A 24,187-nucleotide genomic window follows, 5' to 3' on the forward strand; every position below is an offset into this window, starting at 1 on the left:
TAACGAGCGGGACCGAAGGTCCTAACTTCGAAGTGATACTAAAAATATTCTTTCAGAAGCTCTTTATGTATGTTTGATAAAGCTTTAAATAATAATTCACTGTCATATCCATTTGTTCTTAATGCATTAATAATAGCATCCGCTCGATCTTGCCTGTTCCTTCTTAAATTCGATTCAAGTTGAATTTCTAATGGAACTATTGGTACGTTATGATTCTCAAAATCAACATATTTGGCTAGTGACCAAATGTGTTTACCGCCTTCCCAAATTCCATCACCTGAATCAGAATCAGGTATTCCTGCTGAGTCTGATATCTGCACAACTTCTACATTAAAATTATGTATTTTCCACTTCCCTTTAGTCCAAGTGAAACCAGAAGGAAAGTTTTGAGTAAAATAGGGTTCTTCTAATGACGAATGCCATTCTGAGTCAAAATATGAAAGCTCACATTTCGTTCTCAAACAAAATTGTTCTAATAGTGTTGCTAACTTGATCACATCGTCTAAATCCTGAACATAAATATCTAGATCATTTGGAGTCATATCAGCTCTTTGCAATACGGAGCCAACAGAGCCGACTATTATCCATTTACAATCTAAATAAGATTTAGAGTAAAGATCACAAAATGTTTCTAATGCTTGGTTCCAACTCATTATTTTATTCCTTTCTCGAAAACGAAATTACGTTCTTACAAAAACTAATTGCCGTGCAGTTGGATGCCGCGCCAGCCGCTTACATCGCATTGGCCATATTCATTATCACCCACAGCAACCACCGTGCCGTCCGATTTAAGGCCGAGAGTGTGAGCGCAACCCGCCGCAACCGCCACAATATCGTGCCAGCCACTTACATTGCATTGGCCATGCTCATTCCAACCCACAGCCGCCACCGTGCCGTCCGATTTAAGGCCGATGGTATGCCAGTCACCCGCCGCGACCGCCACAATATCATGCCAGCCGCTTACATTGCATTCACCTTCATTATTTCGGCCCACTGCTACCACCGTGCCATCCGATTTAAGCCCAATGGTACGACGCCAACCCGCCGCAACCGCCACAATATCGCGCCAGTCGTTTACATCGCATTGGTCATGCTTATTCCAACCTACAGCCGCCACAGTACTGTCAGATTTAAGACCGATTGTATGAGCATTACCCGTGTTCGTCTCCATATGAACATTACCAGCCGCGGCCGCCACAATATCGCGCCAGCCGCTTACCTCACATTGGCCATATTTATTATCACCCACAGCCGTCACCGTTCCGTCAGATTTAAGCCCAACGGTATGACGACGACCCGCCGCTATGGTATCTTTAGGCCAGCGTTTCACCTTTAACGCCGCTTCTTTCGGTGAAATGTAATCCATGTCTCACCTCCTTGAAAACAAGAAGAAATATCCAATATCATCCATTAAATTTTGCTTGATAATCCTGGCGCGGCCCTATCCATGGCCAATAAATTTGACCAATCAATATCAGTATTAGAGTTATTTCCAAACAGCGGTACGATTCACGTTAGACTTCAATCATTGAGCTACAGAATGTTAGTTGTTGAACCTTCTTCAATTGCTAGAAAATCATTGGATCTCTAAGCTCTGACCACTGTATTTCTGGTTCTTGTTCACTATTAATTGTTATTGTGCCTACAATTATTTCTTGTTTATTAGGGTTTTCTAAATAGTGTTCAATCATAAATTTGTTTATTCTAGATAGATGAAGTCCCATTACTTCATCTATATTAATCCAAAACAATTCCCCTTCTTCTGAAGCAATTAGTTCTTTCTTGTTTGTCTTTCCAAAATATACATATTGTTGTCTTATTTCATCTTCTTTAAGTCTTATGAGGATGTATCTTAGTGATAATTCCAGCAATTCAGACTTAGAAATTCCCGATTCTTCGTGTATTTCTCTTTGACAAGCTTCTTTTGGGTGATTAAGTTCTTCGGGTTCAAGATGACCTCCAAGACCACTCCAAAATTCAGAGTTATATAGCTTGCTGCTGAACTTCTTCATCATTAGAACTTTGTTGTCCCTAAACAAGTAGGCGGTAGCCATCTGCCGGATTTCTATGATAATCATTCCTTTTCTGATCTTTAACGGGCTGCATCTCTCTTTGCTCTTAGATGATGTCTTTGCCTTCTTCGAGTCAGCTACCAAATTCTCTCTACGTTCTCTAATTCATTTCTCTTAAATGTCAATTTGTATACATCGGGCTTCGATGTGCTCTGCCAAAAATCAAATCCATATTCGTCGTTATTATAATAATTCATTATTATGGTCATTATGTTTCCATGTGTTCCAATGACTACTTCTTTACCTTCAAATTCATTTATCAGTCTTTCAATTAAGGGTATTGCTCTTTCTTGTGCAGTTTTGGTTGATTCTCCCCCTGCTAAGCAAAATTCCTTATCAATAAATGACTGCTCAATTGCCTTTATTAGTTCATCTTCAGTAACCTTGTAACCTAATCCCTTAATGGGTCTTTCTTTTAATTCTTCATGCTCCGTTATTTGCAGCCCCTTTGACTCTGCTAAAAACTGAACAGTTTGAACAGCTCTTGTATATGGACTTGAAAAAACAGCATCAATATTCAAATTTACAAAAAGATTCGGAATCCTCTTGGCATCGTTCATTCCTTGTTCTGATAGTCCCCTTGTTCTTTCATGACCAAATACAAATGGAGACTCAGCATGTCGAACCATATAGATAATTGTTTTCATTGGTTCCTCCTGAACTACTTGATCAAACAAGCAATGATTTCATTTATTTCACTATAAACTCAATTACAGGATAAGAAATTATGTTTCTATCACGATATGTAATATTAATCACATCACTATTATTACTTAATATTCCATTTTGGAGAATCACTGTTTTAAACCCTCTTTCTTTTGCACCATTATAGGTGAAGAGAACACAATGCTCTGCCGCAAAACCTGCCACAATAACTAAACCAATTTCTTGCTTTAATAAAATCTGTTCTAATTCTGTATTCCAAAATGCATTCGATTCTTCTTTTGTTATCCTGATATCATTTTGTTCGACTTTGATCTCAGAGACGATATCGAGTAATTCAGAGTTAAGATCTTCAGCTCCTTCAATATCCTGAATATGTATAACGCAATGGTTTTTTGAACGAAGTAGTTCTGCGACATAGTTTATGTGTTCACATGCTCTTTCAACATTAAGTTTTTCTATTTGATCTTGTAAAAAGACTTTTTGCATATCGACAATTAAGAGTCCAATTTTCACTGTAAGTCTCCCCTTATGCTTTTGTGTTCGATGATTTACCTGTTATCTTTGTGTTACCTACACCTCAATAATCCCTTGTATTTCATATGGATAGTCAATTTGTTTCTTAATGATTTCAACTGCTTCCTTGTTTATAAAGAGCTCAACTATATACAAGGCTAGATCAATTGATGTCGTTACTCCCCCAGCAGTTATCAAGTTTCCATCCTTCACAATCCTAGTTTTAATAACTTCTTTACAGTATGGTTCTAATAATTCATAAGCATTGGGATGGGTTGTTGCTTTCTTATTCTTTAGTAATCCTGCAGCTCCCAGTAAAAGTGAACCTGTACAAACTGACACTATGTAATTAACTTTATCTGCTTGTCGTAACCATGAAATAAATTCCTCATCAAATCTAAGCTTTCTTGTTCCCATCCCTCCAGGGACAAATAATAAATCATATTCTGATAGGTCTGGTTTGATCTTGTTTACTTTAATTGTTAATCCTAATTCATCGGATATTTCTTCTGAGAGTCCACAAATGTCCCAAGTTGTTCCTTTAGTTTCTTCAAACAAATTCAGCCGATAGATAACATCATAAAATCCAATAAAGTCTAAAAACGTGATTCCGTTAAAGAGCACAAAACCAATCTTCATATGGGTAACCTCTCTGTCTTTATTATATAAGGATAATCCAATAATCGACTTATCTCATTTCTATCAGCAGCTAATACTGCTTCAAGTGGAAACACCTCTACTTTCTTGTTCCAATCGGTGCGAACAAAGAATCACTAGACAGATATACTTGTTCTTTATATTGTTCTTGAATGATATTTGATAGAGTATTAACATCTCTTGCAGGGAGCCCAATTTCGCTTATATTTATTAAATCCCAATAATTAAATTCATTTGAGATTTGATTTTTTTGATTATGTCTTGCAATAAACTCAACGATATTTCCAACTGAATCATAGAAATATATAGAATCTGAGTTCCATGTTTGAGAATAAACCAGATCATTATTGTTTACTTTATTGATTATTATTCCTTTACGATTTATCCAATTAATTGCCTCAAGTACCTTATACTCAGTGATATTAAATGCAAAGTGATAATAAGGTTCTATAATTGTTTCGGTTTTATTAAATGTTAATTGAGACTTACCAACTTGGAATGTCACGAAAGAGTTTGATCCAGTTATTATAGGTAAGTCGAGTATTTTGTTATAGAAATCTCTTACGGCATCTATGTTGTTGGTAAGTAACTTAATTTCTTTAATCTTCATCGAATTATCCCCCAAACTAGATAGTTTTCGCTCTTTTCCTTAATTCTTTTCCGCATTTAGTACAAGTTATATCTAACAAAGACATACGATTAGTTCCAGCCGCGTTCTTGAAATGAAATATTCCTTGAATAATGGCTGATCCAACGAAGACAATACCAAAGAATACAAAAAAAGTAGGAGCGCCCATACTTGCTGCCCCAATTGTCCTGCCTCGTCGAATCCTCTTCTAACTTCTTCTGGACCGAGGCAACTTGTCTACCGAGCATAAATATGGTTTTATGTGATGTCGATGTCGTTTATGTGATGTCGATGTCGTTTCTTCTTTGAGTATTCTCTATGTTTTTTTCATTCAGAACTGATCGTTATCCTCTATTATTTTCTGAACTTTTCTCATTTCAATTAATTTTTTAAGTCTTGAGATGAAGGCGACAGGCAAAGTTATTGTGGCAATTGAAAAGGCAAATATACTTATAATTATTCCTCCTACAGGAAATGTTTCTATTGACCAACCAATATCTGCTGTAAAGCAAAAGATCAACCATAGAACAATCCCAACTATATAAAACATAAGATTAAATAAAATCCCTAAAACTATACTCATTCCTACATTTCCTTGTATAATATAAATTTTTGAGGCAACTTTATATCCCAGAAATAAAGGAATTATTAAGTAGATAATATATATCCATAGTCCATACATTTCTACTTCCATTTACCTTCATCTCCTTATTGTTTAATTAATAAAGTTAGACTCCTCGAAATGCCACGGGCGGACCGAAGGCCGAATGGCCCGAGGCGTGAATACGCTGTTATGTAACATTCCTCTTCAATGACATTCTAAACAATTGGTATTTCATCAATACTTATTGCTATTGGTGTTTTATAAGATTTAATATGATAATTTGCTGTTTCCGATTGTCTTGGCTTCATATATATGACTTCGTTCAAGATTGTAATTGAGGAAATTAAGTAAAAAATATCTTCATACGTTTTCAGTTCTAAAAATGAAGATTTCCTTTTCACTTGATTATGCAAATCTTTATATTCGATAAGTGCTCGGGATGTCATATTTAATGGTCTTATTTGATAACTAATTACTAGTTCATATTTTTTGGTTTGCTTAGTTAAGTGGATAATTTCTAACGAGCTCTTTTCTTTCGATAGCATGCAATATACTCGATCAACAATTATTCGTTGTTCTTCAGTTGTAGCAATAGACTTTAAGACATTAGTAGTTAGTTCTAGAGTAAAATTTTGTTTCTCTTCTTCAGATTTTTGATTATATATTTCAGGTGATACACCAATATAATAATACTTCAACCATTTTTCAGGTTGTTGTTCAGATTCAATAATAACACCATCCTCTAAGTATGGTGTTTGGACTAAATAAACATGATTAAAATCACCTGTAATAAAACCCAGTTCTCGAAGCTTTCTTGCATACCGATCGCAATTAAAAAATATTGATTTATCAACAGTGTATAATTCCCCAATGTAATTAGGGTTTCTTCCTTGAGACCTTTCCTCAAAAAGTCTAATATCTAGAATTATTTTTTCTTTCATGTTTTCACCCCAATAAGAATGTTACATAACGGTTTCCGTGTTCACGACGTCCATTCCCCTTAAGTTGCACGAGACGTGCGACTAGCACGATCTCGATAAGCCGCGATGCGGTTAGGTGAATGGATGATGCTGCCATCTGGTCGGATTCGTCTTAACTGAATTTGCTTAAGGAAAATTGTACGGTTTATTAGAGCCGTATTTATACTCATAGGCACACATTTCACCGAAACCACATTTATCATGACTATATAATAGTTCCTTACCATCTAACCATACAGTTTCTTGAAAGGGTTTCTCCTTCCATCTAATGGCGAGTTCCACTGAGTAAATAATAAACTGGTTCTTTGATTGCTTTATCTTTATTGGAAAGAATTCGTGGTGGTAATTAGCTTTATTGTAGACCTTATAAAAATCCGAGGAATTCATTGAGAGAATGCCATTAAAAAATTGACAATAAACTACTATGAAGAATAATACTAAACTCATCAAAAAAGAAAGGACATTAGAGCTAACAAACTTATACCTTTTTGCAAGTAAGATAATGCATACAATTGGAAGTACTAGAATTAGCTCTATGTATAGAAATCCGACAAGCACTAGAACAAACAATAATATTCCGTTAACTGTAACTAGTGACTTCAATTTGTTCCCACCCTTTAGATAAAGGATCTGGAGAGTCATAATGATTATTAATAACAGTATACTGAAGACCATATCAAGACTCCTTGTCTTATTATTTCACGCAGATTTCCGATAACGTTGTTGTATTCACGAACCCTCACTGGCTCTTAAATGGCGCTAGCCTTGGGTCCAACGGACATAACCAGTGTAGGGTTGTCCTGATACCGCTTTCTCGAAAAGTAACTTGGCTTCTTGATTATTCTTTATCTTTGTAGGGAACTTCAACTGCTACTTTTCCATCTTTAGTATATGCTTTTACTTTCATTTCATTAATGTCAGCGATCGCATACCATATTCTCTTCCAGTTAGTATTTATTATATTCGCTTCGGTAATTTCTCCATGTTTATCTGTAACTTCAATCTTTGTTATATTTGGAGTATCAATTAAACCATATAAGATTCTAAAGCTCCCTTTCTGATCTAAATGAATTCTTCCAGCCTCGATAATGACTTTGGAAGATGAATAATGAGAATATGCATCAATTACCTTCCAACCATCCTTATCTTTTCCTTCAAATATTGCTACTCCGATTCCAATATTGCCATTATCAAACGGTGCCTTGTATAAACCAATTTTCTTTTCTTCTACTTGGTCTATATAAAGTAGTTCATAGTTATTATTAGGGTATTGTTTTTGAAATGCTTCATCTATTGAATTGCTATTGCAACCTCCCATGAATAAGCAGAGAAAAATAAAAATTATTAGTAATCTAAGTTGTTTCATGTCTTCTCCTATTCTTACGGTTATTTCATCTAACGTTCTGGTATTCAAGACGCCCCACTACCACATCTGACTTCTGCCGGACCGAGCGGCGAACGCCTCGATACGTGAATATGGTGTTATCAGATGGTCGGGTCATCCTGAGTTACTTACAGTTGCACTCCAATTGTTCTTACTTGTCTTGATTCGGTATTCAAAATTCTTGTTCTGACATCATTTTTTGATAAAAATATGACCATGCCTTCCTTATCAATACAGTAAGAGATTGGAATTGAAATATCACTATCCCTAAACGATCCATCTGCATGGCTTGCTCCAATTATCATTGTGTTATATTGCGTTGCTAATTTCTTGACTTCATTAATCCATTCAGCAAATTGATCCTCACTAAACATCCCGACACCAATAGGATGGACAATGAAATTTATTTTTGTAGGTTTCATATTACTCATGCCTTGAATGACTAATTCATCGCAAAGCATTAAACCAATATGAATACCTTCTGTCTCTACTATTGTTGAATTATCATATTTAGCTCGATCGAGAAGAAGCCTGCCTTCTCGATCGATTATTATTGCTCTATCTTTCGGCTTCTTATGTCCTGAAATAATAATAATTGAGTTTTTTCGAGCAAATTCACATGCGAGCTCGATATTGTGATTAATATATCCTTCTGGAAAGATAACCACATCTGCGTCTGGATGAGCATTAATTTCAGCTTCTAGTTGCTTTAGCTCTTTCTCTAACCGGGGTTGTGCAATTATAATGTTCATGTTATCTCTCCGATGTTTACGAATTTAAGCGACTTTCTGATAACGTTCTGATATTTACGACACCACACCACCTTAAGGGACGAAGTCCCGTCCACGATGCGGTTAGGTGGTGCAGGTGTGTCCGGCTACCACTTTCATCGAGCAGCTCATAAAATCAATATTTCATTTACCTTATTTAATTCCTTAATTTCAACGCTATATTTCTTTAATTTCTTATCTTTAACCTTATTCCATTTATCGGAAAAAATATAAAACATATCTCCAAAATTCATTCCTTCAGGTAATACATCTTCAAACTTTATTTCCTCAATTTCAAACTCTGGTAAGTCGTTAATCACCTGAACCTCGGCAAAGAAGACCATACCAAAGCTCCCATTCCATTGATATATACCGAAAGGTGTTAAATCAAATCTTATTGCCCCTGTTTCTTCAAATAATTCTCGACTTGCGGTATGTAAAATCGTTTCTCCCTCTTCTCTATTGCCTCCTGGGATCTCCCAACCTCCTCGTTTCTTGTTATTAATTATGATGAATTGGTTTTTGAATTTAGCGATCAAAACTGCAAACTTAATTGGTTCATGATCTATTTCATTTAATTCATACCAATGACTCATTCTATTGTTCTTCCTCACTTGTGTTTAATGTTTCGCGGGGATTTCAGATAACGTTCTGGTATTCACGACGCCCCACCACCCTCTAACTTCTGCCGAACACTCGACCACGCAATTGGCTTGGATGGGTTACTCCCTTCTAGGTTCTAGACGGCAAAAACCCACCTGCGGCTTCAACCTTGGGGTGGGTTTTAACTTTCTCTTGTTGTTATTTCCTATGTAAGTTAAAAGGGCAATGATCAACGATGCAAACAAAATTATGATCGATATTTCGTCTTTTATTTCCATAGTTCACCTCCTTTCGAAGGGAAACCATGCCCACCCAAGATTTAATTGTGATCTTATTATACCATTCTTACCTCAACGTAATTTTTCGAGTCCGCTTATAATAAATCAATTATGGGTCTTGTGTATGTATCAAATTTTATTAAATCTGATAGCGGTATCCATGCGATTTCTATTATATCTTCATTGTCTTTTATACTTTTATCTGTTCCTTCCGTACCTGAAATGATTTCTGCTCTGTATGTATATTTCTCTTCGTCGAAAAACATCTCTGATATAATCCGCACTTCATATCCCGTTTCTTCTTTCACTTCTCGTATACAAGCATCCTCGAGAGTTTCACCTTCTTCGATTCCTCCACCAGGGAAGTTCCACACGATATCGCCTCTTTGAACACGCTGACGAACCATAAGCACTTTATTATCCTGTACGATCACAGCCTGAGAAATAATAAATATCAACTCCTGTTCTATGCTAATCCAGATATCATTTTTCCCCGAATTTCACATAACGTTTCCGTGGTGGTGCGGACGTTCCGGCAACTACTTCACCGACTTATCATTCATTCCATAGTCTTGTTACTTCTTTTAACTCTAAGTCTTCAAATTTCATTTTATAGATATCCGGTTTCTTTAATTGATTCAAAAAATCTAAACCATAATTTGAATCAAAATGATTCATCATCAAAGTCATTACAAGACCGTGTGTTCCAATAGCAATTTTTTTCCCTTCGTATTCTTTTAATATGGTTTTTAGCACTGCGATCGATCTATTCTGGCAAACAGCGTTAGACTCCCCTCCCGGCAAGGCATAGTCAAGGTCATTAAACTTCTCTCTAATAATAGACATTAACTCTGTTTTTTCAATAATATAATCTTCTCCTGCAAAATGCTGTTCCCTTAGATCTTCAAATGTTTTAATATTTAAGTTTAACTGTCGAGCTAATCCCTCAACACTTAGGATTGCTCGGGTATAAGGGCTTGATATAATAATGTCTATTCCTTCATCCATAAGTATCTCTGTTACTCTTTCAACATCTACCTTACCCTTGGGGGTAAGACCTCTTGTTCTTTCGTTTCCTTCAGTGTATGGTGATTCAGCATGCCTAACCATATAAATAATGGTCTTCATACAAACCTCCTTGAGATGCTTACATTATTATATTACTGTGATTTCACATTACGTTTTTTTATTCACGAACCCTCACCACTTACTGATATATCCTGATTTCCTTAAATATAGTTCTGTAAATGGATTTAACTCTGGTATTGGCTCATCAAGTGAAAAATATTTAAGTTCAAGACCTTCATCGTCATTAATCTTAGGTGTTCCTTCGACGCCTACTGCTTCATAAATTGCTATCACATTGTAAATCTCATCCCCATGAGGATACCGGTAGTACATATCCTTACCAGAAAATAGAGTAATAAATTTAAATGACTTTGCCTTTAATCCTGCTTCTTCATAAAGTTCACGCTGTGCTGCCTCTTCTAAAGATTCACCCAGCTCTAAAGATCCGCCAATTGTTCCCCAATCGAAACTATCTGTTCTTCTTTGTAATAATAAATGTCTAGACTCATTAAAAATCAGTACACAAGCTCCGGGCACTATTAATGGCCGCGATCCAACAATCTTTCTTAAATCCATTACATATCCCATTTGTTCTCCTAGTTTCTTTATGTATTTGTTTGTTATTTCTTTGATTCGAATTTACTTTAGCAAGTGCTTTATATTCTTGTACCAATATGCTCATTATTACAAACTCGTTATCATCAGGATTGACTGTTAACCTTGCTTCTCCTTAATGTCTTGTTCAATTGGTTTTCTCCAACGACCTTCGATTTGACCCTCAAAATAGTGTTTCATGGTTTTATTTAACTCCTTATTATTTTTTTCATCCCAAACTGTAGATAATTCAAATACACCTGGTTTGAAGAATAGTGGTACTCTATTTCGAAACCAGTCCTGCATTGGAAGTTTATCAATTTGATCTTTTTCTACCCAAATTAATTCCCCTTCTGGGGGATTTTCAAGTAACTCCCCCTCGAAGGACGTAACCAGGTAGTTGAAGACCATATATCGAAGTCCAGAATTTACTTCACAAAAATCATTCAAACCTTTATAAATTATTTCTTTTACGATTAACCCTGTTTCTTCTTTTACTTCTCGAATGGCACCATCAACAATACTCTCTGGAAAATCTACTTTACCTCCGGGGGCAATGTATCCTGGAAATCCCAATTCTTTCGGACGATTTAATAATAATATTCGATTTCCATCATGAATCATAGTCAAGGTTAAAATCTTGTAATTTACGACGACTGACATCCAGAACCCCCATTAATGTCTATTGTTTTATTAATGCTCTCGGATCTTTCGGTGTTATACGACGTGTCTGGCTTCTCCGAATTTTACCTTACTTGTTGCCTATGCAATTTGAAATATTCTTGCATTCTGGCATAATGGATATGTACTTATGAATTCTGATATTGCGTTCTTCATTTCATCAAAGGAATCTCCATAGAAATATAATGCAGTCTCGGTATTTCCTTGCCAGTATCTTTGGACATCTCCATCATAACTAATTAATTTAGATAATTCTTCTAGCACAACATTTGAATCAGACTGTTCATATACACTATTCGGCAAATTTATTCCATCCAAATAAATCGCTATTCCCTCTTTCTTCCCAAAGGTTATTTGTTCCTTTGTGTTTTCTATAGTTATATGGGATCCCTTTGGTGCCCCTAAATCTTCCAGAATATTAGCAATATCACCGATAACTTTCCTATAGTCATTTCCGTTATAGATTAGAATCTCAATATCACAATATCCAATCTCTCCAGACTGTGCTTGCATAGTTCCGCCTCCTGTAATTTCACCATAATTGTTTGTTTGTAAAAAATCATCAAGGGGATCCTCGTAAAATTCTCCTCTATCAATTGGCATAATTTTATCGTTCAACTGTATGACAATGAAATCACCTGGTCGATGTAGCTCGGTTTTATCCTTTGAACCCAATATCTTCTTAAACAATCTGAGTAACATGATTTATCACCTTTTTTAGATATTTCACGCCATTGGCGTGCCGCGATGCGGTTGGGTAGTGCGGGTGTGTCCGGCTGAATCTGCTTCCTTGTTCAATGTATTAGCGATTTGAGTGATAGATTCACTGATAAAAATCACTGCCTTCTCTTAAACTTAAGTACTTCAGTAATTGCGTATAACGTTCTTGTATTTCACGAACCCTCACCGACTTAAGGCCCAAAGGGTCGGCTGCGCTTGAGCAGTTAGTCGGGTCCGTAAGAAGCAATTTCGAGGAAGTGGATTCAGCGGACAACCCTGCGCCAGCCGATCCGCTGCGTGAATGTGGTGTTTGACGAGCTCTTGGCTTCTTCGATTATGCTTGATCTCCGTTCTTATTAATTTCTTTGCACATTATCTTTACTATTTCATCAACTGATAGCGAACCATCAATAATCAAATCCGATTTCGGTTTTATATTCTTCAACATAATTTCATATCCAATTCTCCCACGAGATAAATAATTGCTTAATTCACCTAGGATAACCTCTACATTGCTGTTTTTATAGTCCCTCAATATTCTTCTTGCCATTGCTATATCAAGAGGTGTATCTATGAATATTGTTAAATCAATGTTTCTCAATTTATCGTGTAGTCTTGAAAACGGATAATCTAATAATATAAACTCCACATTTTTTGAAGAAACAAAATTATGTATATCAGAAATTAATGGATCTATGTACCACTCATTACAGTCAGCACCTCGCTCAACCCAGTCTATGATATCGACGGGTCCTTCGAAGTCATAATCATCGAAAAATATGGTTTTTGAATTTCTTAGAACTTGGCCAAGACGGGAAGTAATAGTGGTCTTACCTCCACCGGATACAGCTGCAATGGCAATTATCTTAGGTGTAGTATTTTTCATTATGCTTTTAGCCTCCTGGCACAAGTGCTGTATTTTGTCCTGTTTCAAGAGTTTCGTCTAACGTCTCTTGTATTCACGAACCCTAGAACCTTAAGCCCCAACGGGGCGGCCGTGAGCGGTTAGGTTCGCATGGTTGTCCGGTGACCTCTCGAATTAACTTGCAAAATCTTGTTTAAGCACTTTGAAATAAATATCTACATTGTCTTCTGTTCCATTGATTATTCTCTTATATATTTTTGCAGGTGGATATATTTCAGTGGTTCCTATTTTTACAGCAATTGCATTATCGAATGTATTGCTCATAGCCCAATCTCCACCTAGTTGTCTTATAATTGTTTCCCCTAAGTATCCGCCCCAAATCTTTGCCATTTGGGTAATTTGTTCTTCAGATGGTCCTTTAGAAAATAATTTCTTTAGCCCTTTTGGAATCCCGTTATGATACTGTTCAAGATTCTGATCTAGTTTACTTAAACTCTCTTCAGAAAAGTTCAATTCTACATTTAATTGTTTTGCAAGATCTATAGCATCTTCTGCATAAGCACGCATCATATCAGCAACTGTATATTGCGTCATAATATCATCCTTTGGGTGTATGTATTTGGAATTACTATGTCTTTTCGCCGGTTGCATATAACGTTCTGGTATTCACGACGCCCCACCACCCTAAAGGAACGAAGTGACTGGCCGTGGTGCGGATGTATCCCGGCATTCACTTCCTCGACTTATCTTTCAGGACCGAGGGGTGTATGCCTCGTTGCGTGAACACATTGTTAGAAGATTCAGCACTTCTTAGAGTAAACATGCAAAAATAAGTTATCCAATAGCTACAATAATACTTGTTATGAGCAGTAACAAAGATACAGGTGCCCAAATTCTTCTTTCCCATACGCTCTTTGTAATCAAGTTCAGTATTGTTGCAATCACCGAAAAAGAAACAACAAACCAGATAGCTGTTTTTGTGAAAGAAAGCCAATCAGGATACATTATACCTGACTCACTTAATACTATTGAGGCAATAAATGTTAGAATAATAGACTGTAAAAAAGAAGCTATACGCATAGCTGGTGGATATTTACCGGGAAACTTTCCCCCCATTGCATAGCTTCCCCAAGGCATACCTACCGCTAACAGTAGTTGGAATATTATCACAATCCCAATTAAAGTAGAGAAAATTATTGCTGATTCGAATACAAACATATTCAAGCCCCCAATTTAGTTCTGCTCTCAATATATATTTAACACTTTAATAATACTCGACTTTACTTGTTCTAAATCTGTTTTTGATTTATTTCATGGTTCTTCCCATCCGAATCCATCATCCTTATACCTTGGAAATACATGCATATGATAGTGATCTAAATCATTAAATATTCCACCGTTTTGAATTACTGAAATTCCATCTGGTTTGTATATCACTTTAAGTGCTTTGGTGATTATTACTGAAGCATTCATAATTGATTTCAATGTCGGTTCATCTATCTCTTCCAGTTCTTTGAAATGTGTTTTAGGCAGGATTAGTGTGTGCCCTTCATTAAGAGGGTCAATGTCTAGAATGCAGGTAATATAATCATCTTTGAAGACTACATTTGTTTCTACTAATTGGTTCGCTAATCGACAACCAAAACAGCTCATGATAAATTTCCTTTCGTCTTGATAATTGCATTCCATCACTTTCATATAACGTTTCTGTGTTCACGACGTCCATCCCCTCTTAGATAGCTCTTATCTTAGGGCAATCGATGTGTCTGCCTGAATCCGCTTCCTGAAATCCCTCGGGCAGACCGATCGGCGAAAGGCGCGAAGCAGGAACATAGTGTTATCTGATGCCGGTGCCTTCTTCGAATTACATGCAAAAATTATTGCTCCAATAACTTTAAAAACAGACTTTACCCACCAAATGCAATTCGGTATCCATCTATATCTTTAATAGTAAATTCACTAAAAAAGTCATTTAAATGAGGGCCATCTACAATTTCTATTCCTTTAGTTTTAAATTCTTCAAGTAACATCCTTACGTCAGTATAACAAAAAGCGTCAAAATATAATCCGCCCTCAACTGAGGAGAATGGTATAACATCACTCTTATTCTTTGCAGGGTGTAAAATGAAAGTAACTGAATCTCTATTCATATGAACATGTTGTACATCCGGTCCACCAATCAATTCATATGTAAATCCAAGTCTCTTATAAAATTCGATGGATTCTTCTAAATTTCTTACAAGTAATACCATGGTAGGTCCCGATAATTTTACTTTCTCCATCTTGATCATCCTCCAAATAGTTTTTAGTTAATGTTTAAAATAAATTTCTGTTGTTATTCTCTTTGCACCGGTTTCAGATAACGTTTGTATTCACGACGCCCCACCATCCTAAAGGAACGAAGTGACTGGCCGCGATGCGGTTGGGTGTGCGGATGTGTCCGGCTGATTCTGCTTCAATGCTACTGAAACAACTTTTCGAATCCACTTCTAACTTCTGCCGGACCGAGGGGCGAATGCCCCGATGGGTGAATATGGTGTTAGATGATGTCAATGCCTTCTCCGAATTAATCTTCAAAGTACTTTACTAGCTTTCCAGGTTCCAATTTCTTATCAATAATTTTTAATAGTTGCTTTCCAAGTACTTCTGTAGATTGTAATTGTCCTGTTTGATGTGCTTCTTTAAAGAATTTCGCCATTTCAAAATCTTGATCATTCTTTCTTCTGGCGATTTTCTGCATTTCTGTGTCAACCATTCCTGGGTCAACAGCTACTATTTCAATAGGATATTGCCTTTTCGACTGTTCTGACCCAATACATTGAGTAAACATATTTATTCCAGCTTTAGCTGTAGGTTCTTATTAATTTCTTCAGCACTGCATTGTTCTATGGATTTCAAAGGTTCGAGCATCGCAGCATTATTAATCAGGCATATCATTTCAGAAGTATTTATGTCGATTTGATCTAGAATTTCATTAAGCAATCGCTCAATTTCTAAAATATTGCTCAAGTCAAAATTGAAGTGAATGTAATTCGTGCACTCTGCTAAATTGTCGGAAATACCTCTTGAAATTCCGTATACATAACTACCATTCTCTAGGAGCATCTTTGCTAGTTGCTCTCCTATTCCCTTTGATGTTCCTGTAATAATAAAATGTTTATTGTTCATTAGCTTACCGCCGGTAAATACTTCCCTGCTAAGGCCTCTTAGAAAAAAACCGCCCCTAATAAAGGCGGTGATTGAAATATCGTATCCCGGCAGCGTAACAGATCTGTCTAATCGATTATGGTTGCCATACTTCCCATATGTTACCGTCAGGATCAGCGAACGTTATGTTTGGTCCGCTTGTCACCCGTTCTCCTATAATATTCACTCCGTTTTCCTTAAAACGTTCAATTAGCTCTTGGATCCGTGGAGTAATAAAACATGCCATTGCATGGGGATTGCCACTGTCCAATGACCATGAAAAGCCTAATCGACCGCCTTCTGCGTCCGACTTGTGAAGGAATAGAGCGGGTACAACTTGCCTTAATCCAGGTGAAGGCAGGTTTCCATTCCGATCAGGGACATTTAAAACAGCCATCACCATCCCAGGCTCGACACGATCGTTGATTGCAGGTTGGTATCCTAAATTCTTGTGGTACCATTTAATAGACTCGTAAACATCATTTACTGGTACATAAATACAAGTTATACCCGTAATGTCTTCCAGTTTTTCTTCCACTTTGATTTCTTCATTTTCCTGCATATCAGTTTCCTCCCTCGAAAAATCTTAAATTAATAATGATCACATTCTACACCCAATCACCACTAATATTACCATGACTACACTTGACTTATATGTAATTTTTTACTTTTTTATTTTGCTTACCTCTACGTAGCTTTACATGGAAAATCAACACTAAAAGTTAACAGCGCCTGCAATAAATAGGATCTCTTTTACAGAGATTAGTCGCGGGTATTAATGATTTCGTTCCTAAAAAAATTAGCCCGCAAACGCGAGCCTAAAATTTACCCTTGTTATTCTCAGACTGACTTTCAGTTAACGTTCTTGTGTTCACGAAGTCCCACCACCTTAAGCCCGAAGGGCGGCTGCAACGCGGTTAGGTGATGCGGATGTGTCCGGCTGATTCCGCTTCCCTGCTGACAATTACATCATCGAACCCCCATCTAAGTTCTGACGGACCGAGGGGCGAATGAAATATTCTAAGTTTCTCTTTTACTTTAATTGAAAAAAGGCTATCATTGTTGTAACTATTTTGAAATATAGAGGTGTTACAGTGAGAAAAATACAATTCATAAGTACCTGTTCAATATTAGTTATTTCCATTATTTTTATTGCTTACACTTTACAAAATAACAATTCCAAGTCAGCAGACAATGCTCCAATACTATCGAATGAAATTGTAACAACACAACCTTCAAACGATATTAACTTAATAGATTTGACAAGTTCCAATAATATATCTGTTAACTTTGCAGAGAAACCAACTGTAATATTGTTCTTCACTTCTTGGTGTCCTTACTGTAATGAAGATGCACCCAAAATCGTCCAGTTACATAAAAAATACAAAAGTGATATTAATTTATTTGGGATTAACCTAGTATATCGTGATGACTTGCAAGAAGTCAGAGAGTATGTAAAGAACTATGATATTGAATATCCAATACTCCTAGATGAATCAGGGAGTGTCTACAAGAAATATGGTGGATCAGGTTTTCCCTCACTTTATTTCTTTAATTCTAAAGGAGAGATTATAGATCAATTAGTTGGCTCTACTGATATTGAAAATATAGAAAATTCATTTAAATATCTTCAAGATAATTTCAGTGTTTAAATTACTACAGGTATTTCGCCTTACGTTCATGTGTTCACGACGTCCCACCGACTTAAGGCGACGAAGTAGCCAGGCGCGTAGCGCTTAGTCGGTGCGGAGTGTCCCGGCAAATACCCTCTTCGAATTTACTTCCGGGACCGATGGGGCTTGTCCCCCGATGCGTGAACACATTGTTATACGAAGGAACCTCTTCCTCTTCTATTTAAAGTCCTGCTGGTTTTGAATAAGTTCTGATACAACTCCTATCCAATTGCCTTCTTCATCAGCAAGTACAGTAGTCCATCCAAGTCTTCTCGCCGGATCAAGATTCTTCTCCTGATCATCGACATATATCGTATTTGTATTGTTTATCCTGGACTTAACAATCTCATAAATCGCACTATTTGGTTTGCAGCATCCTACTTGACTTGATATCGTGATGGATTGTAAATAAGGTTTTATTGGTTCGAGCAATTCTTCTAGCCATTCATGTCGATGATTACTCAACAGATGGATATCACACTTTTGACTCCAACTGACTAGAAATTCTGCACTTAGAAGTAGCTTAAGATGTTCAGAAAGTAAGACTCGAGCAGACAGTGGATCAATTTCTGGGCAATGATTACTTAACCATCTCCAAAAATCTTGTTCACTGATTCTCCCAGACCATAAGTCTTCTCGAACTTCTTTGAACAGCGAACGTATAGTATTAAATGAGATACCCGTGTTTTGAGCAACCTCTCCCCAAAACGTTGAAGAAAAGTTTGTAACAATTACACCTGCAACATCAAGAACAAGTTGAGGTTTATTCATCATTGTAAAACTCCCCAGAAAAAATATTAGGTTCTTTCGTATAACGTTCTTGCATTCTCGAACCCTCACCACCTTAAGGAATCCTGGGAGAGTTAGATAGCTCTTATCTTACTCTCCCAGGAATTCCGGCCGCGACGCGGTTAGGTGGTGCAGGGTTGTCCGACTGAATATGCTTCCCTGCAACTGAATCCGCTTCGTTATGAATCCTCTTCCTCTACTTCTGGCGGACCAAGGGACAACACAGCTGGCCCGCAGCGTGAATGCGGTGTTAGTTGATGCCTGCGACTTCTTGAGATACCCTCAAATATTCTTCTTATCCATAAACTCAACACAAAAAGGTTGCAATTCAGGTTTTAAGCAGTACTCTATTCTTTGTCTAAAATCTTTCCATTCTACTTTATTGAGTGCTTCATCGATCGGGAAGAAACCTACATCCAAACTTTCAGGTGTTTTAGTTAATTCTCCACCAATTGGCTTTGCTAAAAATAAAGTGTTGCAAATTGAATTCCCTATGTTCTGAAATATTCCGCAGAATTTAATAATTTCTATATCGATTCCAGATTCTTCTTTTGTTTCTCTTATTGCAGCTTGACTTAAGGACTCTCCTTCTTCTACTTGACCACCCGGCATCTCCCAGCCCCTTCTTGGTCCTTAAATAAGTAATAATTCATTCTTATCATTTACAACAATAGCTGCAGCAGAGAGGATATGTTTAGGTGGGCTCATTCTTTCGCTCCTTTAAGTTTTTTATATGTGTTTTTAAATGTTTTTCGCAGGTTTCATCTAACGTTTCCGTGTTCACGACGTCCCACCACCTAAGGTCCAAAGGACCGGCCGCGATGCGGTTGGGTGGGTGCGGATGTGTCCCGGCAATTACTTCTTCGACTTTACTTCCGGGACCGAGGCGGCTTGTCCGCCGATGCGTGAACATATTGTTAGATGAAGGTGATGTCTTCTTTGAAATAAACTTCTAAGTTAAAATACTATTTGTATCAGAAACTTTAGCAAACCATCTTAATACATTATTGTGATGTTCTATTATTTGTTTAGCCTTTAAAGTATTAGTATCCCAGGTACTGTGAGCATCACTTATTAATGTTACAGTGTAGCCAAGGCTAAATGCTCTTCGGCATGTTGTATCAATACATATTTCAGTTTGTATTCCAACAATGATAAGTTCTGAAATTCCTTTATCTTGTAATTGTTGATGAAGTGATGTATTAAAAAAAGAATCCGGAGTAAATTTCTGAATTATTATATCTTCATCTTTAGGAGAAATATCCGGATGAATTTCCCATCCAGGCGTTCCTGTCTCTAATGATTCTCCTGGTTTTTCGTTGTGTTGAATATAGATTATTTGGAAATCTTCTTGTCGGGCATTCATAATTAATTTCTTAATCTTTTCTATTAATACTTCCCCCTGATAGATAGGAGGGGTTTCATCAAACATTCCTGATTGGACATCGACAATGAGTAGAGCTTTTTGGGTTGACAAGATCAATTCCTCCAAACAAATTGAATTTTTTCGTTGTCGTATTCGCGACGCCTCATCACCCTAAGGACCTTTAGGTCCGGCCGCAACGCGGTTGGGTGGTGCAGGTGTGTCCCCGCTGAATTGCTTCCCTGCTCTGAAATTCCGCTCCGAATCCACTTTAGGCGATGCTCTCGACTCCTTTGAGTAACTCTCACTACCTCACATATCTTCAATATTAAACTCACTTAATTTTACAAGTTGTTTCTTCCCACGATTCCCTTTAGTAATTTTTACATAACCTTCTTCATCAGTTCTTTTTATTAAGTAATCTCCAGTTAGCAAGTTATAATCTTCCTCGTCAGCATTATCCATTGTGGCATTTCCTGTGAAATAGGAGCCCATTGTTGCTCCGATTAAGTACCAATCATTATCCTGAAATCTAAATCTATATCTGTTGTACCATCGCCAGTTACTACCACCGTAATCACTGACTAGTACGGATCCTCTGTCAATAGACAAGCTTTCAAAGGGATCTCCCCATACTCCTCCCTCGTCTTTCTCTAAAATTACTTTCTTAGCAATAATTGATAGTGAAAGTGTTCCCTCTTTATTTCTAAAAGCAATAAGTAGCGCACGAGACGGAGCTTCCTCACTTTCTTTAATCTCTTCGATTACAATTGCTATATCGTTTATAGCATCTTTATTCAAATCTCCCTCAGCTTTTACCAACTCTTCATCAAAGGCTTTCAAAATGCCCCATCCATCTGGAATTAATGACGAAATGTCTTTTACCTTTGAATTTTGAAGAGTAATATCAGGCTCAATTTCTTCGGAAGTACTTTCTTCTTTAGTAGGATTAATTAATGTTTCTTTTTTTTCAATTGTCTCGTTTCCACAAGCTATAAGGATACTCAGGAATAATATAACGAATAAACAGTGTATTTTTTTCATTTTTCTTCTTTGAGCTCCTAAATTAAGAATTTATGTTTTTCGAGAGTTTCGCCTAACGTTCTTGTATTCATGACGTCCATCCCCCTTAGATAGCTCTTATCTTAGGGGATAGATGTATTTCTTAATATATTGAATATCTTTCATTACTCCATAAATTAAACTTGCAGGTAGACTCAACAAGGGAATCAAAACACTTGGGATTATTACCCACATAAGTGCGCCACCAAATGAAAGTAAACAAAGAACAACTCCAAAGTATACGTTAAATACTAATAAAGGGTAATTTAAACTCCTTATGAAATCTATTCTCTCGATGTAAGTTAAAAAGAATATTATATATCCCGCTACGAAAGGAATGCTTAGTACTAAATATTTAATCATTTTATCTAAATGTGGTGATGTATTTTCGTTAAAAAAATCATTTTTATCAGCATAAGGTAAAAGAAAGAACAAAAGAGAACACAATAATAATATTGAAATAAGCAAAAAATATACGCTAATTCAATTTTTATAAAACATTTGATCCACACTTCTCTCTTAGTTTGAGCTATTATTCACGAACCCTCACCGACTTAAGGCACGAAGTGCCGGCCGCGATGCGCTTAGTCGGTGCAGGGTTGTCGTCTGATCCCCTTCCCGAAATCCCTCTTGGCGACCAAGGGGCTTGGAGAGCCCTGCAGCGTGAATGCATTGTTATAAGATGTCAGCGCCTTCTTCGAAATACATACACAATTCAAATAATGTTCTTTTTAGTGAAATTAACTATACTTACTACTCTCCCGACCCAACTGTTTATATAATATCGTCAAGCTTTCTTCCACAGTTTGATGAGCTGTATCGATGACTATGTGCCCCCGGTCCCAAACATCGTACTGTCGATTCCTGACCTGCTCCCACGTAGGTAGAACAAATCCGGGAATATCCGCTGTACGCGTTTCGATTCGATGTCTGTGTTCATGATCGTCAGAGCAAACCACTTCGATTTCCACAAACGGAGTTTCAAGAGACTCCGCCACGTTACGCCAAGCCTGACGCGTTATTTGGATGGGATTTACTGTATCTGCAATCACGTCTAGGCCCAACCGGAGATTCTGCGATGCAATCGCATAACACACGATGTAACCCTCAGGTCCTTCAATCCTTGTTCCGACATCCCGCATTGCCTGTTCCACGACATCAACCCGGAGATACGTAGCCCTTAGTTCTCTGGCCAAAGCTGATGATAATGTGGTCTTCCCGGTGCCTGGTAAACCGCTAAATATAAAGAGCATTAAACTCGACTCCTTCGAATCATAGAACTAAAGTTTCTTTACGATTTATCCGTTTTTGCGCTGGTTTCTTATAACGTTATTGTATTCGCGCCGTCCATTTCCCATAGATAGGTCTTATCTTAGGGGAATGGATGTATCTGCCTGATTCACTCCCTAGAAAATGCCTCGGGCAGATCAAGGGCCACATGGCCCACAGCGCGAATATTGATAGATGATGCTTGCAGACCTCTTTGAATTTACCTACATAATTTTCTTAGTAACAAAGGTTATACAATCAGTTGTCAATTTTACGGGTAGTCCGTTTCTGTCAATCTCATATTCTAATTGTTTTACAAGTCGTTTTTTTACTTCCCATCCAGCATACTGATTATCTAATAATTCCATCATACTTTTAGTAGATAAATTGACTTCAAACATTGGATCCAGTTCTTGTCCATTTTCTAGGTTGACTTCTTGTATGTTCGATCCGATAATAATGCAATTGGTTCCATTTATTTTGGTTCCAAATGTCATTTCATTAATTTTCCTTTCCAATGCTATTTCCGAACTTACATGTTCCAAGGCAGATACAGCTACAATATGTCATACTCTTCTTGTTCGATGGTGAATTGTTCAATATCTGATAATCTTGTCTCAATAAATTGTTCGACCCCGAATTTCTGACTATAACAAAGCAATTTATCTATTGCAGACTCCAATAAATCAACGCAAACTACTTTTCCATTTCTATTCTTCATGGATTCAGCAATAGGAATGCTATTCCTACCAATCCCAGATTCTAAATCTAATACACTTAAGTACTCTTGATCTTTATATTCTTCTAGAAGATCAATTACTGTTTTTACTGGTTTGTGTAGCCAGGAGCCCGGCTTGCGTATTCCGGAAACTTTGGTCAGTCATTCCGGTAATGTTTAGCCACTTATTCCGGAAACAGTTGGTCACTCGTTCCGGAAAGTATTATCCACTTTAACCCTCTCAATACGGCTTCTCTATTACATATCAGATTTTCCAGTTCCGGGCAAGGAGGCGAGCATTTTCCTCATCGAATCTCCCTGAATATCGAGTCGATAGGCGCGGTGAATGAGACGATCGAGAATGGCGTCGGCCAAGGTTGGATCGGCGAAATGTTGGTGCCATAACGTGATTGGCAATTGGCTGGCCAAACATGTGGCATGCAAGGATACTCGGTCATCTAGGATGTCCAGCAACTCTCGGCTTTCTGCAGTTCCAAGAGGGGCAAGTCCCCAATCATCAAGGATTAAGAGATCCACCTTAGTTAAATGATTGGCTAATTTTCCGTAGGTGCCGTCTCCTTTGGCGAGCAAAATATCTTGAAAAAGGCGTGACATCCGGTAATACCTGACTTGAAATCCTTGTCGGCAGGCAGCCGTGGCGAGTGCGCATACCATGAATGTCTTCCCAGCACCCGTTCGCCCTGTAACCAGTAGATTGTGATGAGAAGTAAGCCATCCTCCCGTCAGTAATTGGCGGATTAAAGAACGGTCAAGCTGCCTGGGTGCTTCGTAGTCGATGTCCTCTGGGCTCGCCTGAATTTTGAGCCGCGCATCGCGTAGAAGTTTGGTTACTTGCCGATTTTTCCGTTCCGTCCACTGGTGGTCGACCAGCAAACCAAAACGTTCTTCAAAGGTGAGTTCATTGATTTTCGGGTCTTGCAGCTGGCGTAAATAGGCATCCGCTAGACCTTGAAGGCGCAATTTACGCAGGATATCTATCGTTGGCTGAGTTAACACAGAGTCTACCTCCCGATTGGGCGAACC

General features: G+C 37.4%; 31 protein-coding genes and 2 pseudogenes. 1 reads left to right on the plus strand and 32 read right to left on the minus strand.

The window, feature by feature from the left end; all coding sequences use genetic code 11:
* Nucleotides 1–38: 38 nt before the first annotated feature.
* The 25 genes and pseudogenes from ACESLK_RS19335 to ACESLK_RS19455 all read right to left on the minus strand — a co-directional run bounded on the left by ACESLK_RS19335 (nucleotide 39) and on the right by ACESLK_RS19455 (nucleotide 16,831).
* Nucleotides 39–653 (minus strand): hypothetical protein, encoded by a 615-nt coding sequence (locus ACESLK_RS19335; protein ID WP_373231341.1) that lies wholly within the window; start codon nucleotides 651–653, stop codon nucleotides 39–41.
* A 44-nt stretch (nucleotides 654–697) separates the two neighbouring features.
* On the minus strand, nucleotides 698–1,366 hold the full coding sequence (locus ACESLK_RS19340; protein ID WP_373231342.1) for an RCC1 domain-containing protein: 669 nt from the start codon (nucleotides 1,364–1,366) through the stop codon (nucleotides 698–700).
* Between the two features lie 202 nt (nucleotides 1,367–1,568).
* Nucleotides 1,569–2,078 carry an NUDIX domain-containing protein gene (locus ACESLK_RS19345; RefSeq protein WP_373231343.1) on the minus strand — a complete coding sequence of 170 codons (510 nt, stop codon included), beginning with the start codon at nucleotides 2,076–2,078 and terminating at the stop codon, nucleotides 1,569–1,571.
* Between the two features lie 71 nt (nucleotides 2,079–2,149).
* Nucleotides 2,150–2,719: a histidine phosphatase family protein gene (locus tag ACESLK_RS19350; protein WP_373231344.1), complete on the minus strand. Its 570-nt coding sequence runs from the start codon at nucleotides 2,717–2,719 to the stop codon at nucleotides 2,150–2,152.
* 43 nt (nucleotides 2,720–2,762) lie between these two features.
* The gene (locus ACESLK_RS19355) at nucleotides 2,763–3,251 is read right to left on the minus strand and encodes a cysteine hydrolase family protein (protein WP_373231345.1); all 489 of its coding nucleotides are present in this window, start codon (nucleotides 3,249–3,251) and stop codon (nucleotides 2,763–2,765) included.
* A 57-nt stretch (nucleotides 3,252–3,308) separates the two neighbouring features.
* Nucleotides 3,309–3,890 (minus strand): DJ-1/PfpI family protein, encoded by a 582-nt coding sequence (locus tag ACESLK_RS19360; RefSeq protein WP_373231346.1) that lies wholly within the window; start codon nucleotides 3,888–3,890, stop codon nucleotides 3,309–3,311.
* A gap of 97 nt (nucleotides 3,891–3,987) precedes the next feature.
* The gene (locus ACESLK_RS19365) at nucleotides 3,988–4,518 is read right to left on the minus strand and encodes a VOC family protein (protein WP_373231347.1); all 531 of its coding nucleotides are present in this window, start codon (nucleotides 4,516–4,518) and stop codon (nucleotides 3,988–3,990) included.
* A 349-nt stretch (nucleotides 4,519–4,867) separates the two neighbouring features.
* Nucleotides 4,868–5,230 (minus strand): hypothetical protein, encoded by a 363-nt coding sequence (locus ACESLK_RS19370; protein WP_373231348.1) that lies wholly within the window; start codon nucleotides 5,228–5,230, stop codon nucleotides 4,868–4,870.
* A 125-nt stretch (nucleotides 5,231–5,355) separates the two neighbouring features.
* Entirely contained in the window at nucleotides 5,356–6,081 is a 726-nt protein-coding gene (locus ACESLK_RS19375) for a hypothetical protein (RefSeq protein WP_373231349.1), read from the minus strand.
* 877 nt (nucleotides 6,082–6,958) lie between these two features.
* Complete coding sequence (locus ACESLK_RS19380; protein WP_373231350.1) at nucleotides 6,959–7,486, minus strand: hypothetical protein; 528 nt, start codon at nucleotides 7,484–7,486, stop codon at nucleotides 6,959–6,961.
* Between the two features lie 146 nt (nucleotides 7,487–7,632).
* Nucleotides 7,633–8,256: a carbon-nitrogen hydrolase family protein gene (locus tag ACESLK_RS19385; protein ID WP_373231351.1), complete on the minus strand. Its 624-nt coding sequence runs from the start codon at nucleotides 8,254–8,256 to the stop codon at nucleotides 7,633–7,635.
* Between the two features lie 146 nt (nucleotides 8,257–8,402).
* On the minus strand, nucleotides 8,403–8,870 hold the full coding sequence (locus ACESLK_RS19390; protein ID WP_373231352.1) for an NUDIX domain-containing protein: 468 nt from the start codon (nucleotides 8,868–8,870) through the stop codon (nucleotides 8,403–8,405).
* A 126-nt stretch (nucleotides 8,871–8,996) separates the two neighbouring features.
* Nucleotides 8,997–9,155 (minus strand): putative holin-like toxin, encoded by a 159-nt coding sequence (locus ACESLK_RS19395; RefSeq protein WP_373231353.1) that lies wholly within the window; start codon nucleotides 9,153–9,155, stop codon nucleotides 8,997–8,999.
* Nucleotides 9,156–9,250: 95 nt separating this feature from the next.
* Entirely contained in the window at nucleotides 9,251–9,613 is a 363-nt protein-coding gene (locus ACESLK_RS19400; RefSeq protein WP_373231354.1) for an NUDIX domain-containing protein, read from the minus strand.
* A gap of 97 nt (nucleotides 9,614–9,710) precedes the next feature.
* Nucleotides 9,711–10,283: a histidine phosphatase family protein gene (locus ACESLK_RS19405; RefSeq protein ID WP_373231355.1), complete on the minus strand. Its 573-nt coding sequence runs from the start codon at nucleotides 10,281–10,283 to the stop codon at nucleotides 9,711–9,713.
* Between the two features lie 72 nt (nucleotides 10,284–10,355).
* On the minus strand, nucleotides 10,356–10,811 hold the full coding sequence (locus ACESLK_RS19410) for an NUDIX hydrolase (RefSeq protein ID WP_373231356.1): 456 nt from the start codon (nucleotides 10,809–10,811) through the stop codon (nucleotides 10,356–10,358).
* A 126-nt stretch (nucleotides 10,812–10,937) separates the two neighbouring features.
* Nucleotides 10,938–11,480: an 8-oxo-dGTP diphosphatase gene (locus ACESLK_RS19415; protein WP_373231357.1), complete on the minus strand. Its 543-nt coding sequence runs from the start codon at nucleotides 11,478–11,480 to the stop codon at nucleotides 10,938–10,940.
* 99 nt (nucleotides 11,481–11,579) lie between these two features.
* The gene (locus ACESLK_RS19420; protein WP_373231358.1) at nucleotides 11,580–12,116 is read right to left on the minus strand and encodes a hypothetical protein; all 537 of its coding nucleotides are present in this window, start codon (nucleotides 12,114–12,116) and stop codon (nucleotides 11,580–11,582) included.
* A gap of 436 nt (nucleotides 12,117–12,552) precedes the next feature.
* Nucleotides 12,553–13,104, minus strand: a complete 552-nt coding sequence (locus ACESLK_RS19425) for a nucleoside/nucleotide kinase family protein (protein WP_373231359.1) — start codon at nucleotides 13,102–13,104, stop codon at nucleotides 12,553–12,555.
* Between the two features lie 153 nt (nucleotides 13,105–13,257).
* The gene (locus ACESLK_RS19430; protein WP_373231360.1) at nucleotides 13,258–13,677 is read right to left on the minus strand and encodes a hypothetical protein; all 420 of its coding nucleotides are present in this window, start codon (nucleotides 13,675–13,677) and stop codon (nucleotides 13,258–13,260) included.
* A 240-nt stretch (nucleotides 13,678–13,917) separates the two neighbouring features.
* The gene (locus ACESLK_RS19435; RefSeq protein WP_373231361.1) at nucleotides 13,918–14,301 is read right to left on the minus strand and encodes a hypothetical protein; all 384 of its coding nucleotides are present in this window, start codon (nucleotides 14,299–14,301) and stop codon (nucleotides 13,918–13,920) included.
* Nucleotides 14,302–14,394: 93 nt separating this feature from the next.
* Nucleotides 14,395–14,781, minus strand: coding sequence for an HIT family protein (locus ACESLK_RS19440; RefSeq protein WP_373231362.1), 387 nt, complete (start codon nucleotides 14,779–14,781; stop codon nucleotides 14,395–14,397).
* A 209-nt stretch (nucleotides 14,782–14,990) separates the two neighbouring features.
* Entirely contained in the window at nucleotides 14,991–15,365 is a 375-nt protein-coding gene (locus tag ACESLK_RS19445; RefSeq protein ID WP_373231363.1) for a VOC family protein, read from the minus strand.
* A 284-nt stretch (nucleotides 15,366–15,649) separates the two neighbouring features.
* Nucleotides 15,650–16,251: pseudogene (locus tag ACESLK_RS19450) on the minus strand (SDR family NAD(P)-dependent oxidoreductase).
* Nucleotides 16,252–16,366: 115 nt separating this feature from the next.
* Complete coding sequence (locus ACESLK_RS19455; RefSeq protein WP_373231364.1) at nucleotides 16,367–16,831, minus strand: VOC family protein; 465 nt, start codon at nucleotides 16,829–16,831, stop codon at nucleotides 16,367–16,369.
* A gap of 532 nt (nucleotides 16,832–17,363) precedes the next feature.
* Here ACESLK_RS19455 and ACESLK_RS19460 point away from each other — a divergent pair.
* Entirely contained in the window at nucleotides 17,364–17,921 is a 558-nt protein-coding gene (locus ACESLK_RS19460) for a TlpA family protein disulfide reductase (protein WP_373231365.1), read from the plus strand.
* 198 nt (nucleotides 17,922–18,119) lie between these two features.
* Here ACESLK_RS19460 and ACESLK_RS19465 read toward each other — a convergent pair whose 3' ends face one another.
* The 7 genes and pseudogenes from ACESLK_RS19465 to istB form a co-directional block, all read right to left on the minus strand.
* On the minus strand, nucleotides 18,120–18,713 hold the full coding sequence (locus ACESLK_RS19465) for an HAD family hydrolase (RefSeq protein WP_373231366.1): 594 nt from the start codon (nucleotides 18,711–18,713) through the stop codon (nucleotides 18,120–18,122).
* A 300-nt stretch (nucleotides 18,714–19,013) separates the two neighbouring features.
* Nucleotides 19,014–19,439, minus strand: a pseudogene (locus ACESLK_RS19470) (NUDIX hydrolase).
* A 244-nt stretch (nucleotides 19,440–19,683) separates the two neighbouring features.
* Entirely contained in the window at nucleotides 19,684–20,208 is a 525-nt protein-coding gene (locus tag ACESLK_RS19475) for a cysteine hydrolase family protein (protein WP_373231367.1), read from the minus strand.
* Nucleotides 20,209–20,406: 198 nt separating this feature from the next.
* Nucleotides 20,407–21,138: a hypothetical protein gene (locus ACESLK_RS19480; protein ID WP_373231368.1), complete on the minus strand. Its 732-nt coding sequence runs from the start codon at nucleotides 21,136–21,138 to the stop codon at nucleotides 20,407–20,409.
* A gap of 758 nt (nucleotides 21,139–21,896) precedes the next feature.
* Nucleotides 21,897–22,409 (minus strand): P-loop nucleotide/nucleoside kinase family protein, encoded by a 513-nt coding sequence (locus tag ACESLK_RS19485; RefSeq protein ID WP_373231369.1) that lies wholly within the window; start codon nucleotides 22,407–22,409, stop codon nucleotides 21,897–21,899.
* Between the two features lie 240 nt (nucleotides 22,410–22,649).
* Nucleotides 22,650–22,943: a hypothetical protein gene (locus ACESLK_RS19490; protein ID WP_373231370.1), complete on the minus strand. Its 294-nt coding sequence runs from the start codon at nucleotides 22,941–22,943 to the stop codon at nucleotides 22,650–22,652.
* 458 nt (nucleotides 22,944–23,401) lie between these two features.
* A complete protein-coding gene (istB, locus tag ACESLK_RS19495; RefSeq protein ID WP_373231371.1) occupies nucleotides 23,402–24,160 on the minus strand; it encodes an IS21-like element helper ATPase IstB in 759 nt (252 codons plus the stop codon).
* Nucleotides 24,161–24,187: the final 27 nt, after the last annotated feature.

Source organism: Cohnella sp. (assembly GCF_041640265.1).
In the GTDB taxonomy this organism is placed as follows: domain Bacteria; phylum Bacillota; class Bacilli; order Paenibacillales; family Paenibacillaceae; genus Cohnella.